This window comes from Pseudooceanicola profundi (assembly GCF_050897955.1).
Classification (GTDB): domain Bacteria; phylum Pseudomonadota; class Alphaproteobacteria; order Rhodobacterales; family Rhodobacteraceae; genus Pseudooceanicola.
Genome location: NZ_JBPAXZ010000004.1, coordinates 97,564 through 123,980, shown reverse-complemented (window position 1 = coordinate 123,980; position 26,417 = coordinate 97,564). Strand labels below are relative to the sequence as shown.

Sequence of the window (26,417 nt, the reverse complement as noted above, 5' to 3'; positions counted from 1 at the left end):
TTGAAGTCGATTGAGATTGGATGTCGGCCAAACCGGCGCAAGGTACTCACCGCGGCACTCAGTATCGGCGTCGCTTCGATGTTGCCGGGGTTCGCACTCGCGGCGAGCGATGGTGATCCAGCGGCTCTTGCCTTTGATGGCGATACCATCCTGCTGGCGAGAGGAGGGCTGTTCGTCAGTGATAATGGCGGCCGGACTTGGACCGCGACAGAAACACCGGGGAACGTGCTGTCGCTGGCGACCCATCGCGACCGGCCCGGCCGTGTGGTCGCAGGGTTGGCCAAGGGCGGTGTCAGCATTTCCGAAGATGGGGGCGCTTCGTGGCGCGTCAGCGACGCTGGGCTGCCTGACGGAGAGATCAATGCCGTTGCCATCGCCTCGCGGAACCCGGACATGATCTATGCCTCGGTTCGCGGCGACGGGTTGTGGAAGAGCGAGGACGCCGGTGCAACCTGGTCGCTCGCCATGGACCGCCCTTGGCTCGACGACGCAGAGCGCGATCCTCTTGCTCTGGCTTCGGTCGAGCTTGAGACCGGCATGGGCGGTATCTGGATCTATGCGGGCACCGAGGTTGGCCTTGCGCGGGTGCCCGATTGCTTTTGTCGCTGGCAGGACGTGCGGCCAGGCAACGCGATGGACTCATTGGTTGCGGGTGAAGCCCCACCGTCCGAAGCGCCATTGCCAGGCGGTGAACCGATCCTGTCGCTGGCCAGCGCCCCCTCGGCGCCGGAAGTGATGTATGCCGCGCTGCCTTCGGGCCTCTGGGCATCGCAGGACGGCGGAGTCATCTGGCAAAAGCGGGCCAGCAAAGCTGCGACCACTGTTGCGGTTCATTCAAGAAACGAGACCTACATCGCTGCCCTGTTGGGCGGCATCTTGAAAATCAGCCGTGACGGCGGCGCAACCTGGATCGAAACTGGAGAACGATGATGGAAAATAGGGTGCAGAGAAGAAACGCGCTTGGTCTGATTGGCAGCGGCATTGTCGGAATGGTGGGCCTGACCACATCGGCCTGGGCGCAAGCGACAGACGATGTGGCACCCGGTCTGGCGGGCAGCGAAAGGCAGATCACCATCTGGCGCGATCCGGGCTGCGGCTGCTGTGATGCCTATGGGGATTATCTCGAAGAACACGGCTTTACCGTAACGCGTGTGGATGACCGCGACTTCGACAAACGCTCGGTCGAAGTCGGTGTGCCCGCCCAGGGCATCGGCTGCCACTTGGCCGAGATCGACGGCTACTATGTCAGCGGTCTCGTCCCCGTCGACATCATCGAGCGGCTGCTGGAAACCCGTCCGGCGATAACGGGTATCACCTTGCCGGGAATGCCCGCGAATGCACCCGGGATGGCTGCGGTCAAGTCAGGCACGCTAAGGACCTACGCCTTTGGCCCGGAAGGAATCTCAATCTATGCCGATGAATAAGGGGCCAAAGAACCGACTGGCGAAGGGTACGGTCAGGCGGTCAGTGCACCTCGCTGCCCTAGTGTCCACGCTCGCGGCCACCGGCCTCGTGGTGCTGGCCCAATCGGAACCGGTGGACCCGCGTGTCGAGGGACTGACGTTTTTGGGAGAGCCCGTGCTTGCAGCCGAGGTCACGGCAGGGCAACGGCTTTATGCGGACAACTGCGCCAGTTGCCATGGTGCGAACCTCGAAGGCCAGCCCGATTGGCGTCGTCGTCTTGACACCGGAAGAATGCCGGCCCCGCCGCATGATGACACAGGCCACACCTGGCACCATTCAGACCGCATGCTTTTTCAGATCACTAAAGGCGGGGTCGGGGCCGTCGTGCCGGGATACGAGAGCGACATGCCGGCCTTCGGAGAGGATCTGACAGACGCAGAGATCGCGGCTATCCTCGTCTACATCAAGAGCACCTGGCCTGAGCGACAACGTGAGTTCCAAGCCGAAGTTTCGGCCAATGACACGGGCGGGTGAAGATCGACAGGGTGTCAGGATAGTATCTTTCGACCAAAGCCGATCCACCGGGGGACCAATTCGGCAAATCTGTCCTATTCCGCCCCCCGACTCCCGCTTTACCACGCTAATTCGGACCTGACCTGGTTGGCCGTTAACCCGACCGCAAGGCAAGCATGTGCTACCAGGGTCGCGTGCATGCGTTCACGAAAATTTGCCCTTGAACCTCTAGCCACTAGAAGTCCTATCTAGTCGACGAGAATGTATATCGTTCTTGCCATTGATCGCCGGTGGGAACCGAAAGGGTACGACATGCTGACAAGACGACACTTCATTCAAACGACAACAGCGCTCTTTTCGGCGACTGTGGCCAACCCTGTGTTTGCCGATAGCTGGCCCACCGAGGCGCAGAAGGCTGAATGGGACGCGCAAGTCAGCCCGCCCGGCTTCGATCCGGCCACGTCAAACCCTTGGGGACTACACCCACGTTTCTTGCCTCAGCGTGTGGACGCGAAGGACGGCCTCGTGCCGGGAGACATCCATGTCGATGCGGTCGCGCGGTATCTCTACCACATTGAGGAGGGTGGAACCGCGATGCGCTACGGCGTGGCGATCGCGCGGGGCAACCTCTACGAGCCAGGTGTTTATAACATCAAGCGCAAGGTCAGGTGGCCGCACTGGACGCCGACACAGAATATGATCGAGCGGGATCCCGAAAACGCAAGATGGGCCGACGGAATGGAACCCGGGCCTCAAAACGCCTTGGGATCGCGGGCGCTCTATCTCTATGTCGGTGATCGCGACACCTATCTTCGGATACACGGCACACCCTATCCGAGAAGCATCGGCGGTCGTGCGAGTTCGGGTTGCGTGCGGATGGTTATGGCACACATCAACGAGCTTTATCCGAACGTCGAGATCGGATCGACAGCACATCTTTATTCGGCTGAGGACAGCGTTACCGCGAGAAGTTGAATGAGGTAAATAGCTCTCAGCGCATTGATGTGACGTGCGGGTCGTCGTCACACTTCCCGCGCGACGCAGATAGGGTTGCCGTTCGCCGTGCGCAGCGGCAGCAAGGTCGTTTCAACGGGGCCGCTGTGTTCGTACCAGTAGCACCCGTCCTCGGGCACCAAGCGCGCGGTTGCAACATCCTGATCCGGGGCAGCCATTGCAATCACGGCTTCGGGAACGTTGCCCCGCTGGTCTGCCGCGTCGCCTGGCCCAGTCGGCTGGACTGCGCATCCGGCCGTAAGCGACAGCACCACTGCAACCATCATTTTTTGCTTCAGCATCAAAACCCGCATCAAGCTTCCTTTCGTGACTGTTTTTCTTTGCAGCGGCTGTTCATGCCTCAAGGCGTGATGGAGCCGGTCGCCGCATCCTCTAGCAATAAAACAAACTGAAATACCACCGTATTCTGCTCTTGAAGCTCTAGCTACTGTAGGGGCTATGTCATGGTAAAGCACCCGTATCCAGAGGTCCATTCATGCCGTCCGACACCCATCGTCACGACCACGATCACGCCGAAGATGCCCAGACAAGCGGCGGCAGCTGCTGCGGGAGCGCCGGAACGTGCGGCGACATCGTTCCGACGACGCCCGCGCCAGCGGGCGGGCGCAGTTTTCAGGTGTCCGGCCTCGATTGCGCCGAGGAGGTAGCAATCCTGAACAAGGTGGTCGGCCCGAAGATCGGCGGGGCCGAGCATCTCGCGTTCGACATCATCAATGGACGGATGACTATTCTCGACAGCGCCAAGAGTGTATCGGACGGCGAAGTTGCAGAGCTGGTCGCAAGCACCGGCATGACCGCCAAGCCCTGGGATGCCGAAAACGCGTCGGTCGACCAGGCGGCCCATCTTGCACGCCAGCGGCTGTTTACGGCGCTCAGTGGCGGCTTCTGGGCCGCGGGATTTCTGTGGCACATCATCGAGACCGGCATGGGGGGGGCACTCGGCCTCTTCGCAGGGCACGGCGAAGCGCCGATGCCACTGGTCGAGGCAGGGCTATTCGCGGTTGCGATCCTGTTCGGTGTTTGGCTCGTGGCGCCCAAGGCATGGTCGTCCGCACGGCGGCTGTCGCCCGACATGAACCTGCTCATGGTAGTCGCAGTCGCGGGTGCAATTGGCCTCGGCGAATTTTTCGAGGCGGCGACGGTTGCGTTCTTCTTCTCGCTCTCGCTTTTCCTCGAAAGCTGGAGCGTCGGGCGTGCGAGGAATGCGGTTTCAGCTCTGCTGGACCTGGCGCCGCCGACGGCAAGAATTCTTTATGATGACGGTTCGGAAGCGGACGTACCGGCTTCCGCGGTTGCTATCAACGCACGTTTCGTCGTGCGCGGCGGAGACCGCATCCCATTGGATGGTGAGGTTGTCGATGGGGCAGGGGCCGTCGATCAGGCGCCAATCACCGGAGAGAGTGCGCTGGTCCCAAAGGAACGGGGCGACGATGTCTATGCCGGTACGATCAACGGCGAAGGCACACTGACGGTGCGCGCCACGAAGGCCGCCTCGGACACCGTGTTGGCCAAGATTATCCGCATGGTCGGCGACGCCCATGCCCGCCGCGCGCCGGTGGAGCAGTGGGTGGCGAAATTTGCCCGCATCTACACGCCTATCGTCATGGCTCTCGCCATCGCAATTGCCCTGTTGCCGCCGCTCATTTTCGGTGGGGCCTGGGATTATTGGTTCTACAATGCACTCGTGCTGCTGGTGATCGCCTGCCCGTGTGCTCTGGTCATCTCGACACCGGTCTCCATCGTCGCTGCACTCACCGCCTCTGCGCGGGCGGGGGTGCTGATCAAGGGCGGTGCATATGTTGAGGCACCGGGCAAGACCACTGCATTGGCCATGGACAAGACCGGCACGATCACCATGGGCGAGCCCGAGGTGGCGGCGGTGCATCCGCTGGGCAAAGCATCGGCGCAAGATCTGATGACCCTCGCCGCTGGGCTGGAGGCACGTTCCTCGCATCCCTTGGCGCGTGCCATTCTCGCGCGGGCAGAAGCCGACGGCATCAATGTGTCCGCCGCGGAAGACACCCGAACCGTTCCCGGTAGGGGACTTGAAGGACGCACAGACGGCCGGTCGATCTGGCTAGGGTCCGACCGGTTTGCCGAGGAGAAGGGTTTCGGCGACGCCATTCCGAAGGATCTGCGCGACCGCATCGAAGGGGCTGGCAGCACCCTTGTTGCCGTGGGCGACGACACCGGCGTGACCGGCATCCTGGAATTGCGCGACCGTATCCGCCCCGACGCCAAGGGCATCGTGGCACAGCTCCACGCGCAAGGCGTGAAGACCATCGTCATGTTGACGGGCGACAACGAGCGGACAGCGCGCGCCGTTGCAGCCGAGGTCGGCATCGACGAGGTCCGTGCCGAGCTTTTGCCCGAAGACAAGGTGACAGCCATCGAAGAACTGGTCGAAACGCATGACATGGTGGCCATGATCGGCGACGGGGTGAACGACGCCCCCGCCATGGCGCGCGCGCATTACGCCATCGCGATGGGCGCTGTTGGTTCGGACGCGGCAATCGAGACGGCGGATATTGCCCTGATGACCGACGACCTCGGCAAGGTGCCTTGGCTGATCGGTCATTCGCGCCGGACAATGTCGATTATCCATCAGAACATCGGTATTTCCTTGGCGACCAAGGGCGTTTTCGTTGTCGCTACCGCGTTCGGACTGGCATCGATGTGGGGCGCTATTGCAGCCGACGTAGGAGTGTCATTGCTGGTGGTGGCCAACGCCCTGCGCCTGCTTAACAGCCAAGAGGCCAAGGCGCCGCCGTCCGGCGGTGAACAGGTTGGCGAAGGCTTGGCCAAAGGGGCGCTGGCACATGGTCATTGAACTGGGAGAACCCGGAAAGGAGCCGAGACGAGACATGAGCGTGAAGGGCAGGATGATGTGTCCGGTTTGCGAGGTGCCCTTGAGCATGACCGACCGCCAGGGGATCGAAATCGACTTCTGTCCCGATTGCCGGGGTGTCTGGCTCGACCGGGGCGAACTGGACAAGATCATCGAGCGTTCGGCACCCGATGTGGCGCCTCAGCGGGTGCCTGAGCCGCGCGGCTACGACGATGATCGCGGCTACCGGCGCGGAAAGCACGGCGGCGGCGACGGCAAGCACGGCTATCGGCGCAAATCCTGGCTTCACGAGTTGTTCGATTAAGGCTTGCCGTGGCCTCCCTGCCGGTCGCCCTTAAGGCGCTGCGGTAGGCCCTCAAGGCATTCAGCGGTGAGCAGGTTGGTCCAGAGATCGCAAAGGCCGCGCTTGCCCACGGACATTGATCACGCAGCATTTGCAAGGTAACGTAATGTCCATATCAGACCTCACGAAAGAGGCATCGAGCAGTGAAAACCATCCGATTTCCCCGCCGCGCCGTCCTGTTGGGCGGGTTGGCAGCGTTTTTGTCTGGCTGTGCCAGCAAGTTCCGCAGCTATGGCGGACCCGAGGTGACCCGTGTTCGGCTTTACAAGGGGCAGCGTTTGCTTGTTCTGGACGGAGCCGATCGCGTATTGCAAACCTATCCGGTCGGGCTGGGTTTCGCTCCTGAGGGTCACAAGCAATTCGAGGGAGACGGCCGGACCCCTGAGGGCGCTTACGTAGTCGATAAGCGCAACCCCGACAGTACGTATCATCTTTCGGTTGGCATCTCCTATCCGAATGAGGCCGACATAGCCTTCGCTGAAGCGCAGGGCCTTTCCCCCGGCGGCGACATCTTCATCCATGGTGGTCCACGCCCAGGGATCGACCCAACGGATGTCCGCGACTGGACAGCTGGCTGCATCGCGGTCACAGATCGGCAAATCGAGGACATCTATGCAATGGTGAAAGACGGAACACCGATCGACATCTACGCCTGATGGGAGGAGATGATCTTCCGTCAGATCAGGAAAATCGTCGGTACAGGGCCACGTTGATCACTTCGATGGCGATCACGGCTAAAGTGACGCTCGCCGCCGGGGGCCAGCGCAAGCACCCGGTACGCGTAAGGACACTACAATATGTGTCCAGCCGTGGCAGTGGCGAAACAGGCTGGCCCTAGCGGAGAAGAATGCGTCTGGTCTCATGTCGAATTCAATCTATCCGAGGGCATAGACGATGGTCACGACGGTAATCATGACAACCATGAACATGGAGAATGCGCCAAGGGCGAGCGTACGGCCCATGTCCCGGTTCGGCTTCTCTACTTTCAGACGCAGTTCCTCCGCGGTTTCCGGAAACTCGAGCGCCGCCGCATTCGATTGGCGCATCAGGTCGTAGCGGGACGTCCAGCGCCGTTCCTCCGCCGCGTTCCAGCCGTTCAGCACCAGAATGATTGCCGCGATGAGAACCATCGACGACGGGACCCAGATTACGTAGCCACCGATTGTCTCGTCAGCCAGGGCGCGAAGTCGACCACCGCTCGCTGCGATGATTTCTGATCCATAGAGGGGCACCTCCTTGAGCGTTGTCAGGGAGCCCAGAAAGATGTTGGAAACGATCACCACGAACCCTGACATCAGCCGAGCGCCGCGCCGCGCTCCTTCAGGCGGATCACGCAGATCGAACAGCATAGCAAAGTACCAAAGCCCAGCAAGCACCATAGACAGATGTGCCAGCGCTTCCATCGCCGCAATACGTTGTGTAAGGGCGTAGATCATCGGGATCTGCCAGACGAAAAGCGCACCAATCAACAAGGAGGTGGCAGATGCAGGAAACGCCAAGAATCGCGGGATACGCGCACGCCCAATCGCGGCAAGGCGTCGGCGCCATTCCCTTTTCAATCCGGCTTGAAGGCCAAGCCAGGGCTGAGAAACCGCGATAAGAAGCGGTCCTACCAGTCGCAGAAGAAGATGCTCGACCTGATGTACCGAAAACAGACTGTGCCCCAATGGCGCGAGCGGCCCATTCGTCGCGACGAGGACGGCCGCGAGGCCGACAAAGAAGGCGGTTCGACGCCAACCAGAAACCCTTCCGAGACAGCGAGCGTGTATTTTGAGCCCACGCAAAAACAGCCATACTGTAAGACCGACAACAATGAGCGACACCGGTGACAGCACATAGCCGAAAGGGTCGTAAAGAAAGAAGAAGTTTGTGATCATTCGCTCTGGCCCTCGCTCATCCGAGGGTTGTCGGAGGTAGCCGGTGTGAGCCGCGAGATCCCGGAAGCGCCGCCACGGGCCAGTGACAGATCGGTCGACATGGCGAGGTATTCGCCTTGTATCCACGAGGGAAAGAGATTGTCGTAGAATCGAGATAGCGGATGTCCCGACTGTCCGGCGGGCGTGATGTAGTATGATCCCGCTGCTTCCGATATCGACATGACCGCCTGAAAATTGCTTCCGGCACTCACAAGGAATGGACGGTCTTCTTCAACACCAAATGATGTCAAGAATTGCGTAAACGGATCGCCTGAAATCGGCGCTTGAAGGGACAGCAGGTCGGTCAGCAACCCACGTGAACTGATCGGCGACCACTGCATGTCCAATCTATGCTCCTCCCCCCAGGTCCACGTCGAGGGATCGCGCCCATATCGATCGACCAGCCAGCCAAGGGCATCATCCAGGGCCACGCGAACCTGCTCCTCGCATGTCTCGCGAGGTGAGGATAGGCGGATGTCGCACCAGATTGCGCTACCGCGACGATCGCTGAGTACCGCATAAAGAAAGTTCGGGTTCGGACGGGTCCAGAGTTGCTGCGCTGCCGGAAATTCGTCTTTCAAAATGCGCTGCTGCAAAGCCCGGAGCCAAGTCCAGAACAGCAGAGGTTCCGGTGAATAGCGATCCATGTCGCCATTCCACGACGCAAGCCTGTCCAGTAGTTCACGACGAAGGTCGTTCGCATCGGTGCCTTCGATGCTGTCTCTGGACTGCACGAACCAAAGCTCCTTCGCCATCAGGGGCAGCAGGGTTCGCGCCACGGTACTTACGGTGTCCCTTTGAACACCGATGGCGCCTTCAGTCGAGAAGATCGATTGCCGCGCTTCAAGCTCCGCCAGTCGAATGTCGCGAAATGACAACGCTCGTACGGCTTCCTCTTTTGGCCATCGGGCAACGGTCTCTCGGTCAATGGCCAATGCCTCCATGCCTTTCGGCAACATGTCTGCGGCAACTCCGATGGCATCGGTCGCGTCGGCCGAACGCGTGAACAGCTCCAGCATCGTCAGGAAACCTGCCGCCTGCACGGGTGACGGCCCCCTTGGTGCCTCCTCGTCTGGCACGGGAAATGACCGGAAGGCCCAGGCGACGCGCGTATTGCGACCGACAATAACGAAAGGTACGCCCGGCATCGTGGCCCCTATGGCCGGCCCTGTCGAAAACTGAAGATCGGCGAGATACCATTCCGAGGGCAGCGACAGGGAACCGCTGATATCGGCGGCGAGAATTGGTGTCCCGGCAGCGGTTCGGTCACCGTCTATCGCCCATGCATCGAGGCGCTGCTGCGGATCAGTCGCAAATAGTTCGAGCACTTTTGGTCGATCCGACGGTATAATTGCACTTGATAAGCTCGGCGTTCCTTTCCGTGCGCTTTCCGGTCGCAGGCCATTCAGAAAAGACCGGGCAATCCTCAGGCTATCGCCAGGTGTCCAGGCATCGATCGACCGTTCGTCTGCGATCAACAGTTCCGGCGAGCCTCTGCCGCGCCCTCCCGCCGACACCAGCTCGAGCCACGCATTGACGCCGGCCGCATAGGATTCGAGCGCGTCTGAGACCGCTGGCGCAACGGACAATGTCTCATCGGATGGCCAAGAAGCTTCGGCCATTCGCCTTGCCCTTAACAGCTGACCGAGTCGGTCTTGCGCATGAACGAAGCCGATCGCGAAATAGACATCCGCGGCGGAACTCGCGGTAATGTGCGGGATTGCCGAGGCATCTCGCAGAATATCGACCGGTCCACCTAAGCCTGCTACCGAGAAGTCCTCGTTGTAGTCGGGAACGGATGCGCTCAGCAGAAAATAGACCAACCCGGAACCAACCGATGCCGTGATACAGATCGCCAAGAACCCGTACAGTAATATGTTGAAAAGACGTCTCACGTCGGTGCCGTTTCGAAACCCTTCTCATGCAAAGATGCGCAAGAGGACCACCGAAACGAAATAGGTGAGAAGACCGAAGGCGATCGCCGAACTCGCCGCATACTGGAGGATATCCAGCCGGTTTCCTTTTCGGCGTCGCGCCAGATATCCACCCCAGATCGCACCCGCGACAATGCCCGCGATTACCAGCATGACTTTTTCTCCGTTCGTGTTCTCTTGTTGCACCGGTGTGTGCCGACCAGACCTGCAGCCAGTCCCACGGCCCAAGTAGTGAAGATGAGAGCCAGCAGCGCCCAGTCGCCGAAGCGCGCATATAGCGTTGACGGATGAGCAGAGGGCAGAGCCGCATCTATTACACCGGTTTCTCCGTTGCCGAGCCGCGCGACGAGGTCACCGTTCGCGTCGATGACCGCGGAGATGCCCGTATTCGCGGCTCGGATGACAGGAAGGCCTTCCTCTACGGCGCGCATCCGTGCGGAAGCCAGATGCTGCTCGGGTCCGATGCTGGTGCCGAACCAGGCGTCGTTTGTCGCGTTGAAAATCCAGTCCGGCCTGAACAGGTCGTCGACCACATGGCTTGGGAAGATGATCTCATAGCAGATCGCCACGGCGACCAGGGGCACACCCGGAAGCGCAAGCGTTCGCGGGCCCGGTCCGGGCGTAAAATCGCCCAGACCCGCCGTGAGTCGCTCGATGGGCAACCAGCCACGGAATGGCACATATTCGCCGAAGGGTACGAGATGGTGTTTCGCGTATCCGGTCAGGATTCTGCCGGTCTCGCCAAAAGCCTGGACCGTGTTGAAATATCGGGTGCCATCCTCGCTCGGTACACGGTCCGGCACCCCGGTGAGCAGCATGCTGCCGTCTGGTAGCGCTGCGGCAATGCGATCCCGCGCCTCCGTATCCTCATCGAGGAAACCCGGAAAGGCGGTTTCCGGCCAAAGAAGTACGTCGAAATCGCCGGGCTGGGTTGAAAGCTCAACATAGCGCGCGAAGGTCGCCTCGCGGTTCTCGGGCGCCCATTTCTCCTCTTGTGGAATGTTGCCCTGGACGATGCGCAGGTCGACACCGGGTGGCTGTTGTGCATCCGACTGGAGGCGAAGCGTACCGACAGCCCACATCGTCGCGATGCCGGCCAGCGCCATGAGCGAAACGGTCAATCGTTGCCGCCCGGACGTCATGACAGCCGCGCCGGGAAGTGCCGCGACGAACACGCTGAGAAAGCTTAACCCATAGCTTCCGACCCAGGCGGCGGTCTGGCGAAGGGCGGCGTAGTCGGCAAGTGCGTAGCCGGCGAGGTTCCAGGGAAACCCTGTCAGAACGTGACCACGCAACCACTCGGTCGCGGTCCAGGAGGTCGTGAACAGGAGGCAGGCGAGGAGACTACCCAGGGCTCCGCGCCGCGCGATTTCGGCGAAGAGCGCTGCGGCAATGGCTGGGAAAATTGCGAGACCTGCGGACAATCCCGCGACAGCCGGGATCGCCATCGCCCCGAACCGCTCGGCCTCGACGTAGAAACTCTCTGCAATCCACGAAATCCCGAAACCGAACTGGCCAAGACCAAACGCCCAGCCGACGAGGAAAGCACGCCCTAGAGAGAGATCGCAAAGACCGACAAAGAACGCGGAATAGGCAACGGGAACGAGCAGGAGAAGCGAGAAAGGCGGGAAAGTCAGAACGGTCAGCGCCCCGGCGGCGAAACCAAGCGTCATCCGCGAAAGCAAACGGTGGCGCAGAGCGATGCGGTTCAGAATTTTCGGTTTCACGACTTGATCGAACGCCGCGCGCTGATCCATGGCGCGGCGAGCAAGAGCCCCACGCCACTTACAACAAGTATATCGGCCATGTTGAAGGCAGGCCAATGTGTTGTGCCAATGTAGAAATCGAGAAAGTCTGTTACAGCCCGATACCGCACACGATCGATAACATTGCCCAAGGCTCCGCCAATGATCGCGCCATAGGCAAGTGTTTCGACCGCATTTTCGGCGCGAAACAGCATAACCCCCAGCCAAACACAGATGGCAAGAGCGAGAGCGATGAGGCTCCACCACGGAGCGCCGCCCAGCATCCCGAAAGTCACGCCGTCATTACGATAAAAGACGAGGTTGAATCCCGGAAACACGGAAATCCCGGCGCTTAAAGTGGCGGCATTCGCAACAACAATGGCTTTGGCGATCTGATCAATCGCGAACGCAGCAAGCGCCGCGAAGACGCCGATCACCGGAGATACCTTGTTTAGTGACATTGCCTCATCCCAACCAGACATCGAGAAACAGCATCAGAACGAGCCCGACTGCGAGACCGAGCGTCGCCCTGTTCTGATGGCCGCTGCGATGGGTTTCGGGGATGATTTCGTGGCTGATGACGTAGAGCATCGCTCCCGCGGCAAAGGCCAGACCCCATGGAAGCAGCGGTTCCGACAGTGTGATGATCCCGGCCCCGAGCAGGCCGCCAATCGGCTCGACCATGCCCGTCAGCGCCGCGATGCCCCAGGCGCGCAGCTTCGGATATCCCTCGCCCAGCAGAGATACAGCGACGGCCAATCCTTCGGGCGCATTCTGAAGCCCGATTCCGACAGCAAGCGGCAGACCGCCCTCCATACCTCCGGATCCGAAGCCGACCCCAACCGCAAGGCCTTCGGGGAAGTTGTGGATCGTGATCGCGATGATGAACAGCCAGACCCGCCGCAAAGACGCCGCTTCGGGCCCTTCGCGTCCTGTCTTGAAGTGCTCGTGCGGCAGCTTTTCGTTCATCAGGGCGACAGCCCCCATGCCCAGAAGGATCGAGACGCAGACGATGGCCGCAGGCATCGCGCCGTTCTCGAACATTGGCTCTGCCGCATCCAATGCCGGGATGATCAGCGAAAAGAACGAGGCTGACAGCATGACACCGGCAGCGAAGCCGAGCGACAGATCGCGCGTGGCCCGGGACGGGATGCGCCCAAACAGCACGGGAGCTGCTCCGACTGCCGTGAGCGAACCGGCAGCGAGACTTCCGAGAAAGCCGAGCATTATCGGAGACAGATTTTCCATGGGCGGGCCAGATTATCCTTCGGCGTAGCTCGAAAAGACTTCCGTCGACCCGTCCTTGCGGATGAGGAAGACATCATAGGCCTCGCGGTCGTCTTCTGGCCCCATGCCGGGCGAGCCATAGGGCATCCCCGGAACGGCGAGGCCGACGGCGTCCGGGCGCTCCTCGAGAATGCGGCGGATGTCAGCGGCCGGGACATGGCCTTCGATCACGTAGCCATCAATGAGCGCGGTGTGGCAGGAGACCATGCGCTGCGGCACGCCGTTGTCGAGCTTGAAGCGAACCAGCGACCCACCGAACATGTTCTCGCCCGTCGGCGCAAACCCGTTTTCTTCGAGATGGTTCATCCAAGACAGGCAACAGCCGCAACCGTTCGTCTTGCGGACCTCGATCGCCGTTGCCTCTGCGAGGACCTGGGCCGCTGGTAACAGGGCGAGGGTGATTGCCAGAGCTTGGGTCATGCGTTTCATGGGTCAGAGCCTTTCGGTTGTCGTTTCGGCAATCTCGCTGCCGAGGTTTTGATTCAGAAGCGCGCGCGCCTCGGCCAGACGCGAGAGCGCGGCGGTATCATCTGCTTCGCTCTCGGCTGCTTCGGCGAGCCGGTCGTCAGAGAGGGGGTCAGTCGGGCGCCCATCCACGAGGACTTCGTAGTGTAGGTTCGGACCTGTCGCCGTGCCAGTCGCGCCGACGCGGCCGATCACATCTCCCGCCGCAACGCGTTGGCCTTGTGCCAGGCCATCCGGCACGGCGCTCAGATGCGCATAGCGCGTCATGGTGTCGGAGCCGTGGGCGATTTCGACCACTCGACCATAGCCGCCTCGCCAGCCGATGAAACTGACCCGCCCCGGTGCCGTCGATTGAACCGGTGTCCCACGTGCCGCTGCGAAATCGACGCCGGAGTGCATCCGGACGTTGCCAAAGACCGGATGCGTGCGGCGTCCGAACACCGAGCTGAGGCGCGCACCCTCGACCGGCTGTGCGAAGACGCGCAGCACCTCGCCATCGACGTAGATCGTCGCCTGACCGCTGCCGTCGTCTGGCCATACGATCTCGTAAAGCGAACCGCCGATCTCCAGTGCGGCGAAGGCGAGATCGGGCTGTCCGATCCTGTCCTCGCCGACCCGCGCCTCGCGCCAGAGAAGCCTTAGTGTTTCGCCGCCGGCCATCTCGCGGCGGAAATCCACGGTCCCACCCAGCATCTGCGCAAGGTCCACGGAAAAACGGGCGGGTATGCCGGCTTCGTCGAGTGCCGCGAAGATCGAGCTGTCGATCACGGCTTCGCCGGCAAGGGTTACGATCTCCGGATCCGGAGCCACGACCTGCGCAGACAACTGCTCGCCGAAAACCACCTCGATCCGCACTCCGTCCTCGACGGCGAGTGAGACGGTGCGGGGGCTGCCGTCCACGGTCGAAGCAACAGTGACCGAGTGCCCCGGCCGCAGCCGTCGCAGATCGTATTCCGCGCCAAGCGCGAGGGCAACTTCGGCTCTGTCAGGTGCCGCAAGACCAGCTTCAGACAGCAAGAAATCGAGCGTCTCGCCAGGTGCAATGTCGCGCGACCATGTCGACAGGGGTGGCTCGATCGCCTGCACGGGCCTGTCGGAAAACGCGACCTGCAGAAGGGGCAGGGGGCCGAGGTCGGGTGCATCTTCTGCCCATGCCGTCGCGGGCAGCGTCACGAGGATGTCAACGTTTTGGGGAGCTTCAGGACCTTGGGGCATCCATTTACCTGCCGAGGCAAGTTCCGGCGGCACGGGTTCTTTCGACATGAAATCAGAGAGGGCGATAGCCGCTCCCGAAACCATCCCCGCAATTGCGACACAAGCCGCCATAGTTCTGAGCCTCATGTCGCCCCCTCCGTTTCTTCTTCCAGCGCGCGGCGAATTTTCGGCACCGCGAATTCTCTGGGTTCGTGATAGTCGATCATGGTGACGAACCGCCCAGAGGCTGCGAACAGGAAGACGCTCGCGCTGTGGTTCATCGTGTAATCGCCGCTCTCCGTCGGCACCCTTTCGTAGGTGGCGTGGAAGCCGTCCGCGACGCGCGCTATCTGCTCCTCCGGCCCCGTCCAGCCGCGAATCGCCGGATGGAAGTAGCCGACATATTCGGCCATCGTTTCGACAGTGTCGCGCTCGGGATCGACCGTGATGAAAACCACGTTCATCTCGTCGGCTTCGTCTCCCAGATCGTCGAGCCATCCCGAAATGTCCGAGAGCGTGGTCGGGCAGACATCGGGACAGTAGGTGAAGCCGAAGAACGCCATCGTCGGTCGCCCGATCAGGGTTTCCGGCCCGACCGCGTTGCCCTCATGATCCGTCAGACGGAAATCCATCGCGGTCAGAGCCACTGGCCGCTGCCCGATAGGCTCAGGTCCACCGGGGCCATCGACCTGCCACCAACCGACGAAGAGCATCAGGGCGACCGCCCCGACACCAGGCGCACCATACCCCAGGATCGCCCGTCGCCGCATCAGTCATCTGGCCCCCGCGCGGCGATGCCGAGGATCGGCACCTCGACCGTCACCTCGCCTCCGTCGTCGAAAAGCAGGGTCAGCGGAAAGGTGTCCCCTTCCGTCATCGGTTCTTGTAGCCGCATCAGCATTGCGTGCAGGCCCCCCGATTCGAGCGCGACGCTCTCGCCCGGGGCGATCGCGATCTCCCCCGCCGGAGTCATGGAACTCACACCTTCGGCATTTGTCTTCGTCTCGTGGATTTCGGGCATCATCGCGAGCGGTGTTGTAAGGCCGATCAGCGTCACTGGCTCGTCGCCAGTGTTGCGGATCGTCATGTAAGCGGCCCCGGGACGGTTCATCCCGATGGAGGCGCGGGACCACGCGTTCTCGACGACCACATCCTCGGGTCCGGCCAGCGCGGGCACCGAGAGCCCTCCAAGGGTCAAAAGCGCCGCCAGTGTGCTGGTCAAAATATACTTTTTCATAGTTCTGATCCTGCCCTTTCCATTCAGCTTTGCGCGGCAGCGACTTCGGCGGCCACTAGGCGACGCAGTTCTGCCTCTCCGAATGGATCGAGCGGCGTGCCGTTCACGAAGAATGTGGGCGTCTGGCGAATTCCCACGATCTCGACGTCGGCACGATCCTGGTTCAGAATTGCTACGACATCCGGTGCCAGCATTTGCGTGCGCGCGGCGTCTGCATCGAGCCCGGCCGTGGCGGCGATCTGAAGGATCAGGCCAGGCGCCGGGGCACCGTGCGACGCCCATCTCGGCTGTTCCCGCAGAACGGCCTCAAGCACCGGCACGTAAACGTCCTGCATGCGCGCCGCCTCGAGCACGCGGATCGCTTCCTCGGATGCCGCGCCGTGGAAGGGCGTGTAGCGGATCACGACGCGGACAGCATCCCCATGCTCGGCCATGATGTCCTTCACGATGGGATGAAAGGCGCGACAGGCCTCGCAGGCCGGATCGAAGAATTCGACGATCGTGACGGGCGCTTCCGCAGGCCCGAGGATGGGCGAGTAGGGGCGGATCATCGCGTCCGCGAGTTCCGGCGCAACAGGCTCCGCTTCGGCCACCGGCCCGGGGCGGGTTGCAAACCAGGTGGCTCCGCCGAAACCGGCGACGCCGAGGGCGAGAACGGACAGGATCAGGCCGCGTCGGTTCATGTTCGTGTATCCTTCAATGAAAGGGCCGACAGGGCCCCGATCAGCGCGAAGGCGGCGAGCGCCATCAGCGGGATCGGGATGCCGAAGACCAGTTGGTTGTCATCGGTGCAAGAGGGGCCGGTGGCCGAGCAGGGCTGGATGCGTTCGGGAACAAGACCGACGTACAGCCCCATGTGCCAGAGGGCGATTGCGCCGCCGCCAAGCGCCAATGCGATGCCGTAGCGCCCCACGCGGCCGTCCCGCCACCAAAGGCCGAGCCCGAGGACAATGGCCAAGGGGAACATGAAGGCGCGCTGGAACCAGCACAGCACACAGGGCGTCTGCCCCAGCACCTCGCCGATGAAAAGCACGGCAAGCGAGGCGACGAGCGCGATGATCCACGCCAGCCCGAGGGCTGTTTCTCCGGACATACGGTTCATTTCGGTCAGATCCTCTTTTCCAGATCGGCGAGGATCTCTTCGGCGGAGGTGCCGTAGGGCCACGAGTCGGCGAAGCCCGCGTCGGGATCGAAGAGGAACAGATGCGACGTGTGGCCCATGGTGTACCCATCCCGCGCTGCGGCCTCTTCGACGCGCTCAAAGAAGATTGGAAACGTCTCGGACGTGGCGGCGATCTGTTCCGGCGTGCCCGTCAGCCCGATGATGCCCGAATCGAACAGCGGGACGTATTCGGCGAGTGCTGCGGGCGTGTCTCGTTCAGGGTCGATTGTTATGAAAATCGGCTGGACCTTGGCGGCATCGTCGCCCAGACCCTTCATCACCGCCGCGACCTCAGATAGGGTCGTTGGGCAAACGTCGGGGCAGTTGGTAAAGCCGAAAAAAACCAGCATCCAGCGCCCCGCAAAGTCCTCCTCGGTTCGAACCATACCCTGGTGGTCCGTCAGTTCGAACTGAGCGAAAAAAGGCGGCTCGGCGTCAGTTCGGGCGCTATCGGCACGATAATCGGACCATAGCAAAAGCCATAGGAAGGCAAGCGCTGCAACGCCTGCCAAAACCCAAAGAAACTTCTGTGCCGATGTAAGGGACAATCCTGTTCGCCTGTTTTTGATTCTTATTGCATGTGCGGATACATCCTCTAGCCGCTAGAGGTTCAAGCGCGAAATCATGGTATAGCTTCAACTCACGCGTCTGTGAATCCGACACTTGTTTATTTCGACGGCAAAACCTACACAAACTGTATCTTTTTCATGGAGGCGAAAATGCTCACGATCGGTACTCTGTCAAAGAAGACTGGCACAAAAGTGCAGACCATCCGGTACTACGAACAGATCGGACTCATGCCCGAACCTGGCAGGACCGAAGGCGGACAGAGGCGCTACGACAATGCACAGCTCGATCGACTGTCCTTCATCCGCCACTCGCGGCAACTCGGTTTCTCGCTCGATGCGATCCGCGAGCTGCTCGACCTCAGCGACCATCCCAACCGGCCCTGCCACGAGGCCGATGCCATCGCGCGTCGCCAGCTCAAACAGGTGGAGCAGCGCATGGCGCGCCTGAAGGCGCTGCGCACGGAACTGAAACGCATGGTTCACGAATGCAGCGGCGGGCGGACGGGAGATTGCAAGGTGCTTGAGGTGTTGCGGGACCATTCGGAATGCTTGACCGAGCACGAGGAAATCGGGGTCTGAAGGAATTCAGCCAACATTCCGGCTGGAACGCAGATCAGCCGCAGAAGTTAATGTGTTGCACAACACAAGCTGGAACCACAAAATGGCCGCTAGACAAGATTCAATGGAGAGACGGACGCTTTGGATCGTTCTGGCGCTCAATATCGGTTTGGCCGTGGCGTTTTTCGCAACAGGCGCCTTCGGCGATTCAAGTGCTCTGATCGCCAACGGGCTCGATAACCTCTCCGACAGCTTCGTCTACGCGATCAGCCTTTTCGCTTTGTCCCGATCCGACAAATGGAAACGCGGGGCGGCGAACGTTTCCGGTGGGCTGCTGATCCTGTTCGCTGCAGGCATCCTCTACGATGCGTGGCGCCGCTACATCGGCGGGTCAGATCCGCTCGGGACGATCATGATCGCCATGGCCCTGATTGCGGCGGCCATCAACGCAGTCTGCGTCTGGCTGCTCGCTAAGCTCAAAGATCCGGACGTCAACATCCGCGCGGCCAACACCTTCAGTTACAACGATTTCGCCGCGAACCTCGGAATCGTCGTGGCTGGCGGCCTCGTCGCCTGGCTGGGAACCAACTGGCCGGACCTCGTCGTCGGCGTGATTGTCGCCGGGATCGCGGCCTGGGGAGGTATCGACATTCTGCGCGACGCACACGGCGAACACCACAAAGCAGTTCATACGGGCAAATAATTGCGGGAGATTCTTTCTGAAAGAAAGGATTGAAGCTACAGTGACTATAGCAATTAGTCTTGTTCCAAGACGATTCGAGGAGCGACCCGTTGCAGATGACCGACCCCCTACTTGTACCCACCAAACTACTGGATTTTGATGCCGCGCCTCTTGCGCATCTAATTGAGAACCGCAGCTGGCGCGGCTTATCCGAATACGATCGGGTCGGAGCTGCCTATGATTTCGTTCGGAATGAAATCGCGTTCGGATACAATCGAGCTGACGACATCCCCGCATCCGAAGTGCTTTCCGACGGCTACGGGCAGTGCAATACCAAAGGCACGCTCTTGATGGCGCTGCTGCGTGGTGTTGGCATTCGTTGCCGGTTGCATGGCTTCACGATCCACAAAGGCTTGCAGCGCGGTGTTGTCCCTGAGCTGGTGTATCCGCTTGCTCCGCAGGAAATTCTCCACTCATGGGTCGAGATCGAATTTCAAGGTGCCTGGATCAACCTTGAAGGCTTCATCCTGGATGACGCTTTCCTCGATGTCCTGCAAACGTCATTCTCGAACACAGAAAGTCTCTGCGGTTATGGCGCGGGCACGGATTGCCTTGGCGCGCCTCCCGTCGCCTGGAACGGAGAAGATACCTACATTCAGAAAACCGGCATTGTGCAAGATTTTGGCGTGTACGATACGCCGGACGCCTTCTATTTGTCCCATGAGCAATCCTTTGGATGGCTGCGTGGCGCCCTTTACCGTCATATAATACGCCACTGGATGAATGCGCGCGTACGTGGTTTCCGCAGCGGCCGCCTGAAGACTGACCGACGCGCGACACACGCGCACGCGGAGCCTGCCAATGCCACATGACCACGGGCACGCGCCTATCGATCCGAATTCTGGGGACCGGCGGGTTGCCATCGCCATCTGGGCGAACGGGCTTCTTACCGTTGCGCAGATCGTCGGGGGCATATTCTCGGGTAGTCTGGCACTGATCGCCGATGCGCTGCACAACTTTTCCGATATGGCCTCGCTTGTCATTGCCTTCGCCGCACGCAAGATCGCGCGCCGCCCGGCCGATGAACGCATGACCTTCGGCTATGGCCGGGTCGAGATCGTGGCGGCCCTGATCAACTACACCACCCTCATCGTGATCGGCTTCTATCTGATCTACGAAGGTGGCATGCGCATGATTGATCCACCCGAAGTCATGGGGTGGACCGTCGTCATTCTCGGTGGAATTGCGCTTGTGGTCGACACGCTGACCGCAATGCTGACCTATTCGATGCAGAAGGGCAGCGTGAACATCCGCGCGCTTTTCCTGCATAACCTGTCGGACGCGCTTGCTTCGGTCGCGGTTATCGTCGGTGGGTCGCTGATCATCCTTTACGACATGCGTTGGGTCGATCCTGCCATCACCATCGGCATCGCGATCTACATCCTGTATCTGTCTTTCACTGAAATAGGCGGCCCAATCCGAACCCTGATGCTCGGGAGCCCGCCGGACATCGACAACGAGGCCGTCGTCGAAGCGATGCGGAAAGTCGAAGGCGTCGCCGACGTCCACTACGTCCATCTCTGGCAAATGCAAGAGCACGAGGCTGCGCTCGACTGCCATGTCGTCGTGGCAGCCGAGGGCTGGTCGAAGATCGAAGAGATCAAGAGCGCGATCAAGAAGCGGCTGAAGGAAGAGTTCGGCATCAGCCATTCCAGTCTCGAATTTGAGCATGAGGATCGCGCTCATCAGTACGCCGATCTCTACGGTCACGGCAACGCAAGTGAAAAGGAGAAGACCAATGTTCAAGGAAACGCTGACCGAGCATGATGATGTCATCGGGCTCGTCTGCGAAGGCAAGTTGACAGAGGCAGACTTCAAGAAAATGCACGCGCTGCTTCATGAACGTCTTGGAACAACCGATAATCCGGGTCTGGTTCTCGACCTTACAAGTTTCGAGGGCTACGAAGAGCCTTCGGCGATCCTGGAAGATCTGAAGATCGACACCGCCCACGTGAACGATTTCCGTCGCATAGCGGTTGTCGGAGAACGCAGATGGATGAAATGGGGCGCACGGGTGGTCAACCTACTGACGGGCTCCGAGATGCAGTGGTTCGAATCCAGCGATACCGAGTCCGCAATTGCGTGGGCGCATGACGGGTAGCCAACGATTCTGCAAGAAAAGGACTAACTGAATTGAATATGGAATAATGCTTCTGGCGGATCCGGCCCTACTACGTAGCGACGTTAACCGGGTACTGTGTGCCGATGTGCGATTCGAGTGAAATGAGATCCGCCTCAAGATCGTGAGGCTACAGGGGCATCACGTCCAAGTTACAGAATATCGCTTGACCTCCCCTTACTGGAAGGTTCTAAGAATTGTTCATGTTCCGCGTTTTTCGCCTTGTTTTGATTCTCATGCTGACCTTCGGTGCCGTGACTGCGCCGGATGTGTCGTCGGCCAATATGTCGGACACGGCGATGGCGCAGATGGAAACCGCCGAAAGCGCCGATGGCCTCTGCAATGGTTGCTATCCCGCCGGATTTGCTGACGGTACTGCCTGTGAAGGTGGGTGTCCTGTTCCCTGCGGCTCCAGCGGTACGGCTGGCCTCCTTGCCAAGATGCCGTCAGCGCGGCTCGCGATGCCGTTTGGTACTGCCGTCCGGGGTGCCGAACCTTTGATCCCACTCGGCGCGAATCCGTCGCTTGATCCATTCCCTCCCAAACTGCCTCTCGGAACCTGAAACCGGCCTCGCCTGCTGCGAGGCCTGATTGTTGCCTTGGCCGAAGCTGGCTGAGTGCGACCTTTTCAGATCAAGGCAGTTGCGATGATCCTCCACAGACCGATTTCACGAAGGCACGTGCTTCGCACAGGTGCCGCATTCACAGCCCTATCCGCTCTGTCACCTGCACAAATGGCGATGGCCGATCCAACGTAAGCGCCTCGGCGATCCCCTACGCGGCGCGGCTTGACGCGGCCGCGAAGTTCCAGGGCATGAGATCGTCGATGCGGCTTCTGGGATGACCGTCGAGCAACGCGCGCAACGTGTCGGAGAGGTAGCTGACCGGATCGACGTCGCACATCTTGCAGTTCGCGATCAGGCTGGCGAGCAATGCCCAGTTCTCTGCGCCGACCTCGTGCCCGGCGAAGAGGGCGTTTTTCCGAGTCAGAGCAATTTTCCTGATCTGGTTCTCGACCGGGTTGGTGTCCAGCTCCAGACGGCCGTCGTTAAGGAAGCGCGTCAGGCCGGGCCAGCGCGCCAGGGTGTAGCGGATGTCCTCGGCCAGCTTTGACGAACGCGGGATGCGCGACAGCTGCGCCTCGAGCCAAGGGCGGAAGGCGGCAATGATCGGTGCGGAGAGTTCGCGCCGGGCGGCAAGCCGTGCTTCGGGACCCAGCCCGCGCACGGATTTCTCGATGGCATAGAGCTCGGCGATCTGGCGCAGGGCTTCCTCGGCAATCGGTGAGCCGTCCTTTTCCAGGCGTTTCACGAACCGCCGACGCGCATGGGTCCAGCAATGGACGAGGGTCCATGGGCCCACAGGCCGGTCGACCTTGGTGAGCTTGTCATAGGCTTCATAACCGTCGCATTGCACGAAGTGCCCGCGATAGCCCTCGAGGAAGCGAAGCGCATGCACGGCGCCACGGCCGGGCGCGTAGTGGAACATCACCACGGGAGGGCCGGCACCGCCGTGACCCCGGTCATCGGCGACAATGGCCCAGAAGTAGCCGGTTTTCGTTTTTCGTCGTCCGGGATCCAGCACCGGGGCCCGGGTCTCATCCATGAACACCCGGTCCGCGCCCTTCAGCCGCTCCTTCAGGTGATCGGCGATCGGGCGCAGGTGGAAGCAGGCGCGCCCGACCCAGTTGCCGAGCGTGGCCCGGTCCAGGGTGATCCCCTGCCGGGTATAGATTTCGGCCTGGCGGTAGAATGGAAGGTGGTCGCCGAACTTGGCGACCATGACCTGCGCAATCAGCGCTTCGGTGGGCAGACCGCCGGGCACGACATGTTCCGGCGCATGCGCCTGGACCACGGTGCCGGAGCAGCGCCGGCAGGCATATCTGGGGCGCCGGGTAACCAGCACGCGGAGCTGGGCTGGCACCACGTCCAGCCGCTCGGAGACATCCTCGCCAATCCTGGCCATCTCACCGCAACCGCACGGACACATCGTGGTCTCCGGTTCGATGATCCGTTCGACCCGGGGCAGATGCTTCGGGAGATGCCCGCGGTTGCGGTTCGGCGCGCCGCTCTCGGCAGCACCTTGCCCCTTCAGCGCGCGCCGCGCCTTCTCCTGCGCCGCGTCCAGCACGCCCTGCGCCAGTTCGACATCTTCGAGCGGCAGGTTGAACTGCTCCGGATCGAGCTTTTCGGATTTCCGTCCGAACTTCTCCCGCCGCAACTCGCTGACAATGCTTTCCAGCCGTTTCTGGGCCTCGACCGCATCTGCCAGTGCCGCCTCGGTCTCGGCGAGGCGGGCCTTCAGAAGCGCATTCTCTTCGGCCAGGGCGGTGTCGGTCATGGCTGCGATCAAGCACATGGGCGGGATCCCCACCACCGACAAATCATCGCCGAGTCACTCTGCCGCAGCTACCCGGCCAGTTCCGGTCGCCGCACACGTTCGGGACGGACAAGCCGCCAATCGAGACCTTCGAACAGCGCCGAGAACTGCGCAGGCGACATCTTCATCACGCCGTCCTGCGCCTTGGGCCAGACAAACTTCGCGCCTTCCAGGCGCTTGTGGACCAGCACGATGCCGGTCTGATCCCAGACCAGGATCTTGATGCGGTCAGCACGCTTGGCCCGGAACACAAAAGCTGCGCCGCTGAACGGGTCCAGGCCCATCGTCTCCTGAACCAGCAGCGCAAGGCCGTCTATGCCCTTCCGGAAATCCGTCGGGCGCGTGGCAACGTAGACGCGCAGCCCGCCAGCCGGCGAGATCATTGCGATGCCGCCCGGATCGCGCGGATCATCCGGGTCAATTGCGCCTCATCGACATCCGGCGGCACATGCAGGGTCACGCCATCGACCATCATCTCGATCCTGCTGGACCTGGTCGCACCGCCGCAGCGTTTCGGGCCGGGTGCAGGCCGGGCCGGCTTTGGCTCAACGACAAGCGCCGCGAACATCGGTTCGTCAGCCGTTTCGGCAGGCAGAACCAGCGCACCGGCCATCAGCTTCTTGCGCCAATCGTAGACCTGCCAGCGGGTCACATCATGCCGCCGAGCGACATCTGTCACCTTCGCTCCGGGAACCAGGCTCTCCGCCGCGATCCGCGCCCGTTCGGCCGCGCTCCGCATGCGCCGGCCCGACCGCCCTTCGAAAACCTCGATCCTGCCAGCGTAGCCATCCGTTGGGCCGTCTAAAGAGCCGTCCATTTTGCCGTCCAGTCCGATGCCTCATCTCGACAACAGGACTCGCACGGATAGCCTCAGAGCGGCAGGAGGGGATCGCCGAGGCGCTTACGATCCAACTGGGGACCCATTCGTCCTACGCGCGGCATCCGGACAGGCCGCCCTGCGCCCGTCACCATACGGCCCGATTAATGTCTGGAGCTATAATGGATCCGTCCCCGGCCCTAAAATCCGAGTACGCCAGGGCGACCTACTCCGCGTTCTGGCTCAGAATGGATTGGATGAAGGAACCACAATCCACTGGCATGGCATCCGCACGCCCAATGCGATGGACGGAGTGCCGTTCCTTACACAGGATCCGACCCCGGTTGATGGCGATTTTCTCTACGAGTTCGATGCGCTGGATGCGGGCACGTTCTGGTACCATCCGCACCAGCGCAGTTCGGAACAGGTTGGACGCGGCCTTTACGGGCCGCTGATTGTCGAGGAAGCGGACCCGATCCGCGTGGATCGTGACCTGACTTGGATGCTGGACGACTGGCGCATGACCCGGCACGGACAGATTGCGGGTGACTTCGGCAGCCGCCACGACGCCATGCACGGCGGTCGTATCGGCAATTCCGTGACCATCAACGGTCAGATACCCGAACGCATCGCGGTGCGATCCGGCGAACGCATCCGCTTGCGGCTAGTCAACGCGGCGAAAGCGCGGATATTCGGGCTGGATTTCGGGGGTCTTGCTCCGGTCGTGGTCGCGCTGGACGGTCAACCCGTGACGCCCCATGCCCCTGACGGCGGGGTCGTGGTGATCGGCCCGGCGATGCGTGTCGATTTGGTCATCGACTTGACCGGCAAGCCCGGAGATGCCGTAACCGTCATCGATGCCTTCTACGAGGGACTTGAATACCGTCTGGTCGATCTCGCCTACGGGCCGGACAGGTTGCGGGACACGGTGCCGGATTGGTCGATGGATCTGCCCCCCAACCCGTTGGCCGAACCGGACATGGCGTCGGCCGCGCGGCATCAGATCGTCTTCAACGGCGGAATGATGGGGCAGATGATGATGGGCGGCGGCATGGGGTCGATGATGGAACAGATGCGCAAGGGCAACATGTGGTTCATCAACGGCGAAGCCGCGACGGGTCACATGATAGACCCGTTGCTGGTCCTGCCGCAGGGCACGTCGCACGTGTTCGAGATGGATAACCGCACCGTCTGGCACCATCCGATCCATTTTCATGGGCATTCGTTCCGTGTGATCGCCCGCAACGGACAACCGACTCGGTATCGCGAATGGCAGGACACTGTCCTGATGGCACCCGAAGAACGGGTCGAGATCGCCTTCGTCGCGGACAATCCCGGTGATTGGATGTTCCATTGCCACATTCTGGAACACCAGGCGGCGGGCATGATGGGCGTCATCCGTGTCGAACCCGGCACGACCAAAACCTGAAACTCACACACTTAGGACGATGAAAATGAAGGAACCGATGAAGAAGATACTTGGATTTGCCAGCCTCGGCACGGCAGGTGCCGTCGCCGTCCTTGCGATGAGCCTGAATGCCGCGCCTGCCGCGGCGCAGGAGGTCACGCTCTACAAGAACCCACAATGCGGATGTTGCGAGAGTTACGCGGACTATCTGCGCGAGAACGGTTTCACGGTGGAGGTGAAGCCGACCCACGATCTGGCGCAGATCAGCCGCGAAGCGGGCATCCCGGATGACTTCCAAGGCTGCCATACAGCCTTTTTGGACGATTACGTCATCAGCGGCCACGTGCCGATTGATGTCGTCAACAGGCTGCTGGAAGAGCGCCCGGAAATTGCCGGTGTGTCTCTTCCCGGCATGCCATTGGGGTCGCCGGGTATGGGCGGCGCGAAACAGGAGCCCTTCAAGATTTACACCATCGAGGAAGGTGTGAGCCCGACCGTATATGCGGTCGAATGATCAATCGCGCGGTCTGGTGCGAACCCGTGCCAGACCGGTTTCAAGGGAAAACAAAGGATGGAATGCATGATGATGGACGGTGGAATGATGGGCGGCGGCATGATGATTGCGATGGGCCTCGTCTGGTTGCTGATCGTGGGTGTGCTGGTGCTCGCGGCGATCGCCTTGGTCAAATACATCCGCTCGGACAGCGGAAAATAGAAATGTGCCAGAATGCGGATTGAGGGTGCCAGCAGCGGCGATAGCCTG

Annotated in this window: 33 protein-coding genes; 16 read left to right on the top strand and 17 right to left on the bottom strand. The window is 61.2% G+C overall.

Annotated features, from left to right (window positions below):
* The 4 genes from ACRARG_RS19265 (at position 1) to ACRARG_RS19250 (ending at position 2,892) form a co-directional block, all read left to right on the top strand.
* Positions 1-930 carry a WD40/YVTN/BNR-like repeat-containing protein gene (locus ACRARG_RS19265; protein WP_235958035.1) on the top strand — a complete coding sequence of 310 codons (930 nt, stop codon included), beginning with the start codon at positions 1-3 and terminating at the stop codon, positions 928-930.
* Positions 930-1,424 carry a DUF411 domain-containing protein gene (locus ACRARG_RS19260; protein ID WP_089851965.1) on the top strand — a complete coding sequence of 165 codons (495 nt, stop codon included), beginning with the start codon at positions 930-932 and terminating at the stop codon, positions 1,422-1,424. The genes ACRARG_RS19265 and ACRARG_RS19260 overlap by 1 nt, the downstream gene beginning before the upstream one ends.
* Before the next feature lie 61 nt (positions 1,425-1,485).
* The gene (locus ACRARG_RS19255) at positions 1,486-1,938 is read left to right on the top strand and encodes a c-type cytochrome (protein ID WP_432691752.1); all 453 of its coding nucleotides are present in this window, start codon (positions 1,486-1,488) and stop codon (positions 1,936-1,938) included.
* A 291-nt stretch (positions 1,939-2,229) separates the two neighbouring features.
* Complete coding sequence (locus tag ACRARG_RS19250; RefSeq protein WP_009503854.1) at positions 2,230-2,892, top strand: L,D-transpeptidase; 663 nt, start codon at positions 2,230-2,232, stop codon at positions 2,890-2,892.
* Positions 2,893-2,939: 47 nt separating this feature from the next.
* On the opposite strand, the gene ACRARG_RS19245 is transcribed toward ACRARG_RS19250, so the two are convergent.
* Positions 2,940-3,224: a hypothetical protein gene (locus ACRARG_RS19245; protein ID WP_028095377.1), complete on the bottom strand. Its 285-nt coding sequence runs from the start codon at positions 3,222-3,224 to the stop codon at positions 2,940-2,942.
* A gap of 182 nt (positions 3,225-3,406) precedes the next feature.
* Here ACRARG_RS19245 and ACRARG_RS19240 point away from each other — a divergent pair, with 182 nt between their 5' ends.
* The 3 genes from ACRARG_RS19240 (at position 3,407) to ACRARG_RS19230 (ending at position 6,778) form a co-directional block, all read left to right on the top strand.
* Positions 3,407-5,761 (top strand): heavy metal translocating P-type ATPase, encoded by a 2,355-nt coding sequence (locus ACRARG_RS19240; protein WP_089851968.1) that lies wholly within the window; start codon positions 3,407-3,409, stop codon positions 5,759-5,761.
* A 34-nt stretch (positions 5,762-5,795) separates the two neighbouring features.
* On the top strand, positions 5,796-6,083 hold the full coding sequence (locus ACRARG_RS19235) for a TFIIB-type zinc ribbon-containing protein (RefSeq protein ID WP_009503851.1): 288 nt from the start codon (positions 5,796-5,798) through the stop codon (positions 6,081-6,083).
* 182 nt (positions 6,084-6,265) lie between these two features.
* The gene (locus ACRARG_RS19230) at positions 6,266-6,778 is read left to right on the top strand and encodes a L,D-transpeptidase family protein (protein WP_035367119.1); all 513 of its coding nucleotides are present in this window, start codon (positions 6,266-6,268) and stop codon (positions 6,776-6,778) included.
* 219 nt (positions 6,779-6,997) lie between these two features.
* Here ACRARG_RS19230 and ACRARG_RS19225 read toward each other — a convergent pair whose 3' ends face one another.
* Genes ACRARG_RS19225 through ACRARG_RS19165 form a run of 13 tightly spaced genes read right to left on the bottom strand, consistent with a single transcriptional unit; the run spans position 6,998 to position 17,610 of the window.
* On the bottom strand, positions 6,998-7,999 hold the full coding sequence (locus ACRARG_RS19225) for a cytochrome c oxidase assembly protein (protein WP_066010418.1): 1,002 nt from the start codon (positions 7,997-7,999) through the stop codon (positions 6,998-7,000).
* Positions 7,996-9,897 carry a penicillin acylase family protein gene (locus ACRARG_RS19220; RefSeq protein ID WP_321172467.1) on the bottom strand — a complete coding sequence of 634 codons (1,902 nt, stop codon included), beginning with the start codon at positions 9,895-9,897 and terminating at the stop codon, positions 7,996-7,998. The genes ACRARG_RS19225 and ACRARG_RS19220 overlap by 4 nt, the downstream gene beginning before the upstream one ends.
* A gap of 60 nt (positions 9,898-9,957) precedes the next feature.
* Positions 9,958-10,125 carry a hypothetical protein gene (locus tag ACRARG_RS19215; RefSeq protein ID WP_009503847.1) on the bottom strand — a complete coding sequence of 56 codons (168 nt, stop codon included), beginning with the start codon at positions 10,123-10,125 and terminating at the stop codon, positions 9,958-9,960.
* On the bottom strand, positions 10,116-11,729 hold the full coding sequence (lnt, locus tag ACRARG_RS19210) for an apolipoprotein N-acyltransferase (RefSeq protein ID WP_089851970.1): 1,614 nt from the start codon (positions 11,727-11,729) through the stop codon (positions 10,116-10,118). Before lnt ends, ACRARG_RS19215 begins: the two co-directional genes overlap by 10 nt.
* A complete protein-coding gene (gene lspA / locus ACRARG_RS19205; protein WP_089851973.1) occupies positions 11,696-12,154 on the bottom strand; it encodes a signal peptidase II in 459 nt (152 codons plus the stop codon). The genes lnt and lspA overlap by 34 nt, the downstream gene beginning before the upstream one ends.
* 28 nt (positions 12,155-12,182) lie before the next feature.
* Positions 12,183-12,965: a ZIP family metal transporter gene (locus tag ACRARG_RS19200; protein ID WP_432691751.1), complete on the bottom strand. Its 783-nt coding sequence runs from the start codon at positions 12,963-12,965 to the stop codon at positions 12,183-12,185.
* A 12-nt stretch (positions 12,966-12,977) separates the two neighbouring features.
* Positions 12,978-13,433 (bottom strand): DUF411 domain-containing protein, encoded by a 456-nt coding sequence (locus ACRARG_RS19195; protein WP_089851977.1) that lies wholly within the window; start codon positions 13,431-13,433, stop codon positions 12,978-12,980.
* 3 nt (positions 13,434-13,436) lie between these two features.
* Positions 13,437-14,810, bottom strand: a complete 1,374-nt coding sequence (locus ACRARG_RS19190; protein ID WP_089851979.1) for a M23 family metallopeptidase — start codon at positions 14,808-14,810, stop codon at positions 13,437-13,439.
* On the bottom strand, positions 14,807-15,433 hold the full coding sequence (locus tag ACRARG_RS19185) for an SCO family protein (protein ID WP_089851981.1): 627 nt from the start codon (positions 15,431-15,433) through the stop codon (positions 14,807-14,809). The genes ACRARG_RS19190 and ACRARG_RS19185 overlap by 4 nt, the downstream gene beginning before the upstream one ends.
* Positions 15,433-15,900, bottom strand: a complete 468-nt coding sequence (locus tag ACRARG_RS19180) for a copper chaperone PCu(A)C (protein ID WP_089851983.1) — start codon at positions 15,898-15,900, stop codon at positions 15,433-15,435. Before ACRARG_RS19180 ends, ACRARG_RS19185 begins: the two co-directional genes overlap by 1 nt.
* Positions 15,901-15,923: 23 nt before the next feature.
* Positions 15,924-16,583, bottom strand: a complete 660-nt coding sequence (locus ACRARG_RS19175) for a DsbA family protein (RefSeq protein WP_432691750.1) — start codon at positions 16,581-16,583, stop codon at positions 15,924-15,926.
* Positions 16,580-17,002, bottom strand: a complete 423-nt coding sequence (locus ACRARG_RS19170) for a disulfide bond formation protein B (RefSeq protein ID WP_089851986.1) — start codon at positions 17,000-17,002, stop codon at positions 16,580-16,582. Before ACRARG_RS19170 ends, ACRARG_RS19175 begins: the two co-directional genes overlap by 4 nt.
* Before the next feature lie 5 nt (positions 17,003-17,007).
* Positions 17,008-17,610 carry an SCO family protein gene (locus ACRARG_RS19165; RefSeq protein ID WP_242656845.1) on the bottom strand — a complete coding sequence of 201 codons (603 nt, stop codon included), beginning with the start codon at positions 17,608-17,610 and terminating at the stop codon, positions 17,008-17,010.
* A gap of 171 nt (positions 17,611-17,781) precedes the next feature.
* Here ACRARG_RS19165 and ACRARG_RS19160 point away from each other — a divergent pair, with 171 nt between their 5' ends.
* The 6 genes from ACRARG_RS19160 (at position 17,782) to ACRARG_RS19135 (ending at position 21,613) form a co-directional block, all read left to right on the top strand.
* Complete coding sequence (locus tag ACRARG_RS19160; protein ID WP_037954972.1) at positions 17,782-18,210, top strand: MerR family transcriptional regulator; 429 nt, start codon at positions 17,782-17,784, stop codon at positions 18,208-18,210.
* Between the two features lie 103 nt (positions 18,211-18,313).
* The gene (locus ACRARG_RS19155; protein ID WP_037941752.1) at positions 18,314-18,892 is read left to right on the top strand and encodes a cation efflux transmembrane domain-containing protein; all 579 of its coding nucleotides are present in this window, start codon (positions 18,314-18,316) and stop codon (positions 18,890-18,892) included.
* Between the two features lie 95 nt (positions 18,893-18,987).
* Positions 18,988-19,743, top strand: coding sequence for a transglutaminase-like domain-containing protein (locus tag ACRARG_RS19150; protein WP_066010342.1), 756 nt, complete (start codon positions 18,988-18,990; stop codon positions 19,741-19,743).
* Positions 19,733-20,698 carry a cation diffusion facilitator family transporter gene (locus ACRARG_RS19145; RefSeq protein ID WP_089851988.1) on the top strand — a complete coding sequence of 322 codons (966 nt, stop codon included), beginning with the start codon at positions 19,733-19,735 and terminating at the stop codon, positions 20,696-20,698. Before ACRARG_RS19150 ends, ACRARG_RS19145 begins: the two co-directional genes overlap by 11 nt.
* Positions 20,670-21,032, top strand: a complete 363-nt coding sequence (locus tag ACRARG_RS19140) for a SpoIIAA family protein (RefSeq protein WP_089851990.1) — start codon at positions 20,670-20,672, stop codon at positions 21,030-21,032. Before ACRARG_RS19145 ends, ACRARG_RS19140 begins: the two co-directional genes overlap by 29 nt.
* A 221-nt stretch (positions 21,033-21,253) precedes the next feature.
* Positions 21,254-21,613 (top strand): hypothetical protein, encoded by a 360-nt coding sequence (locus ACRARG_RS19135; protein WP_089851992.1) that lies wholly within the window; start codon positions 21,254-21,256, stop codon positions 21,611-21,613.
* A gap of 211 nt (positions 21,614-21,824) precedes the next feature.
* Here ACRARG_RS19135 and tnpC read toward each other — a convergent pair whose 3' ends face one another.
* The 3 genes from tnpC to tnpA all read right to left on the bottom strand — a co-directional run bounded on the left by tnpC (position 21,825) and on the right by tnpA (position 24,246).
* Positions 21,825-23,390, bottom strand: a complete 1,566-nt coding sequence (tnpC, locus tag ACRARG_RS19130; RefSeq protein WP_432691749.1) for an IS66 family transposase — start codon at positions 23,388-23,390, stop codon at positions 21,825-21,827.
* 68 nt (positions 23,391-23,458) lie between these two features.
* Positions 23,459-23,812 carry an IS66 family insertion sequence element accessory protein TnpB gene (tnpB, locus tag ACRARG_RS19125; RefSeq protein WP_432691748.1) on the bottom strand — a complete coding sequence of 118 codons (354 nt, stop codon included), beginning with the start codon at positions 23,810-23,812 and terminating at the stop codon, positions 23,459-23,461.
* Positions 23,809-24,246: an IS66-like element accessory protein TnpA gene (gene tnpA / locus ACRARG_RS19120; RefSeq protein WP_432691747.1), complete on the bottom strand. Its 438-nt coding sequence runs from the start codon at positions 24,244-24,246 to the stop codon at positions 23,809-23,811. Before tnpA ends, tnpB begins: the two co-directional genes overlap by 4 nt.
* Positions 24,247-24,262: 16 nt before the next feature.
* On the opposite strand from tnpA, the gene ACRARG_RS19115 reads away from it, so the two are divergent.
* The 3 genes from ACRARG_RS19115 to ACRARG_RS19105 all read left to right on the top strand — a co-directional run bounded on the left by ACRARG_RS19115 (position 24,263) and on the right by ACRARG_RS19105 (position 26,369).
* A complete protein-coding gene (locus tag ACRARG_RS19115) occupies positions 24,263-25,675 on the top strand; it encodes a multicopper oxidase family protein (RefSeq protein ID WP_432691746.1) in 1,413 nt (470 codons plus the stop codon).
* Positions 25,676-25,700: 25 nt separating this feature from the next.
* The gene (locus tag ACRARG_RS19110; RefSeq protein ID WP_242656846.1) at positions 25,701-26,168 is read left to right on the top strand and encodes a DUF411 domain-containing protein; all 468 of its coding nucleotides are present in this window, start codon (positions 25,701-25,703) and stop codon (positions 26,166-26,168) included.
* 66 nt (positions 26,169-26,234) lie between these two features.
* Positions 26,235-26,369 carry a hypothetical protein gene (locus tag ACRARG_RS19105; protein ID WP_009503829.1) on the top strand — a complete coding sequence of 45 codons (135 nt, stop codon included), beginning with the start codon at positions 26,235-26,237 and terminating at the stop codon, positions 26,367-26,369.
* Positions 26,370-26,417: the final 48 nt, after the last annotated feature.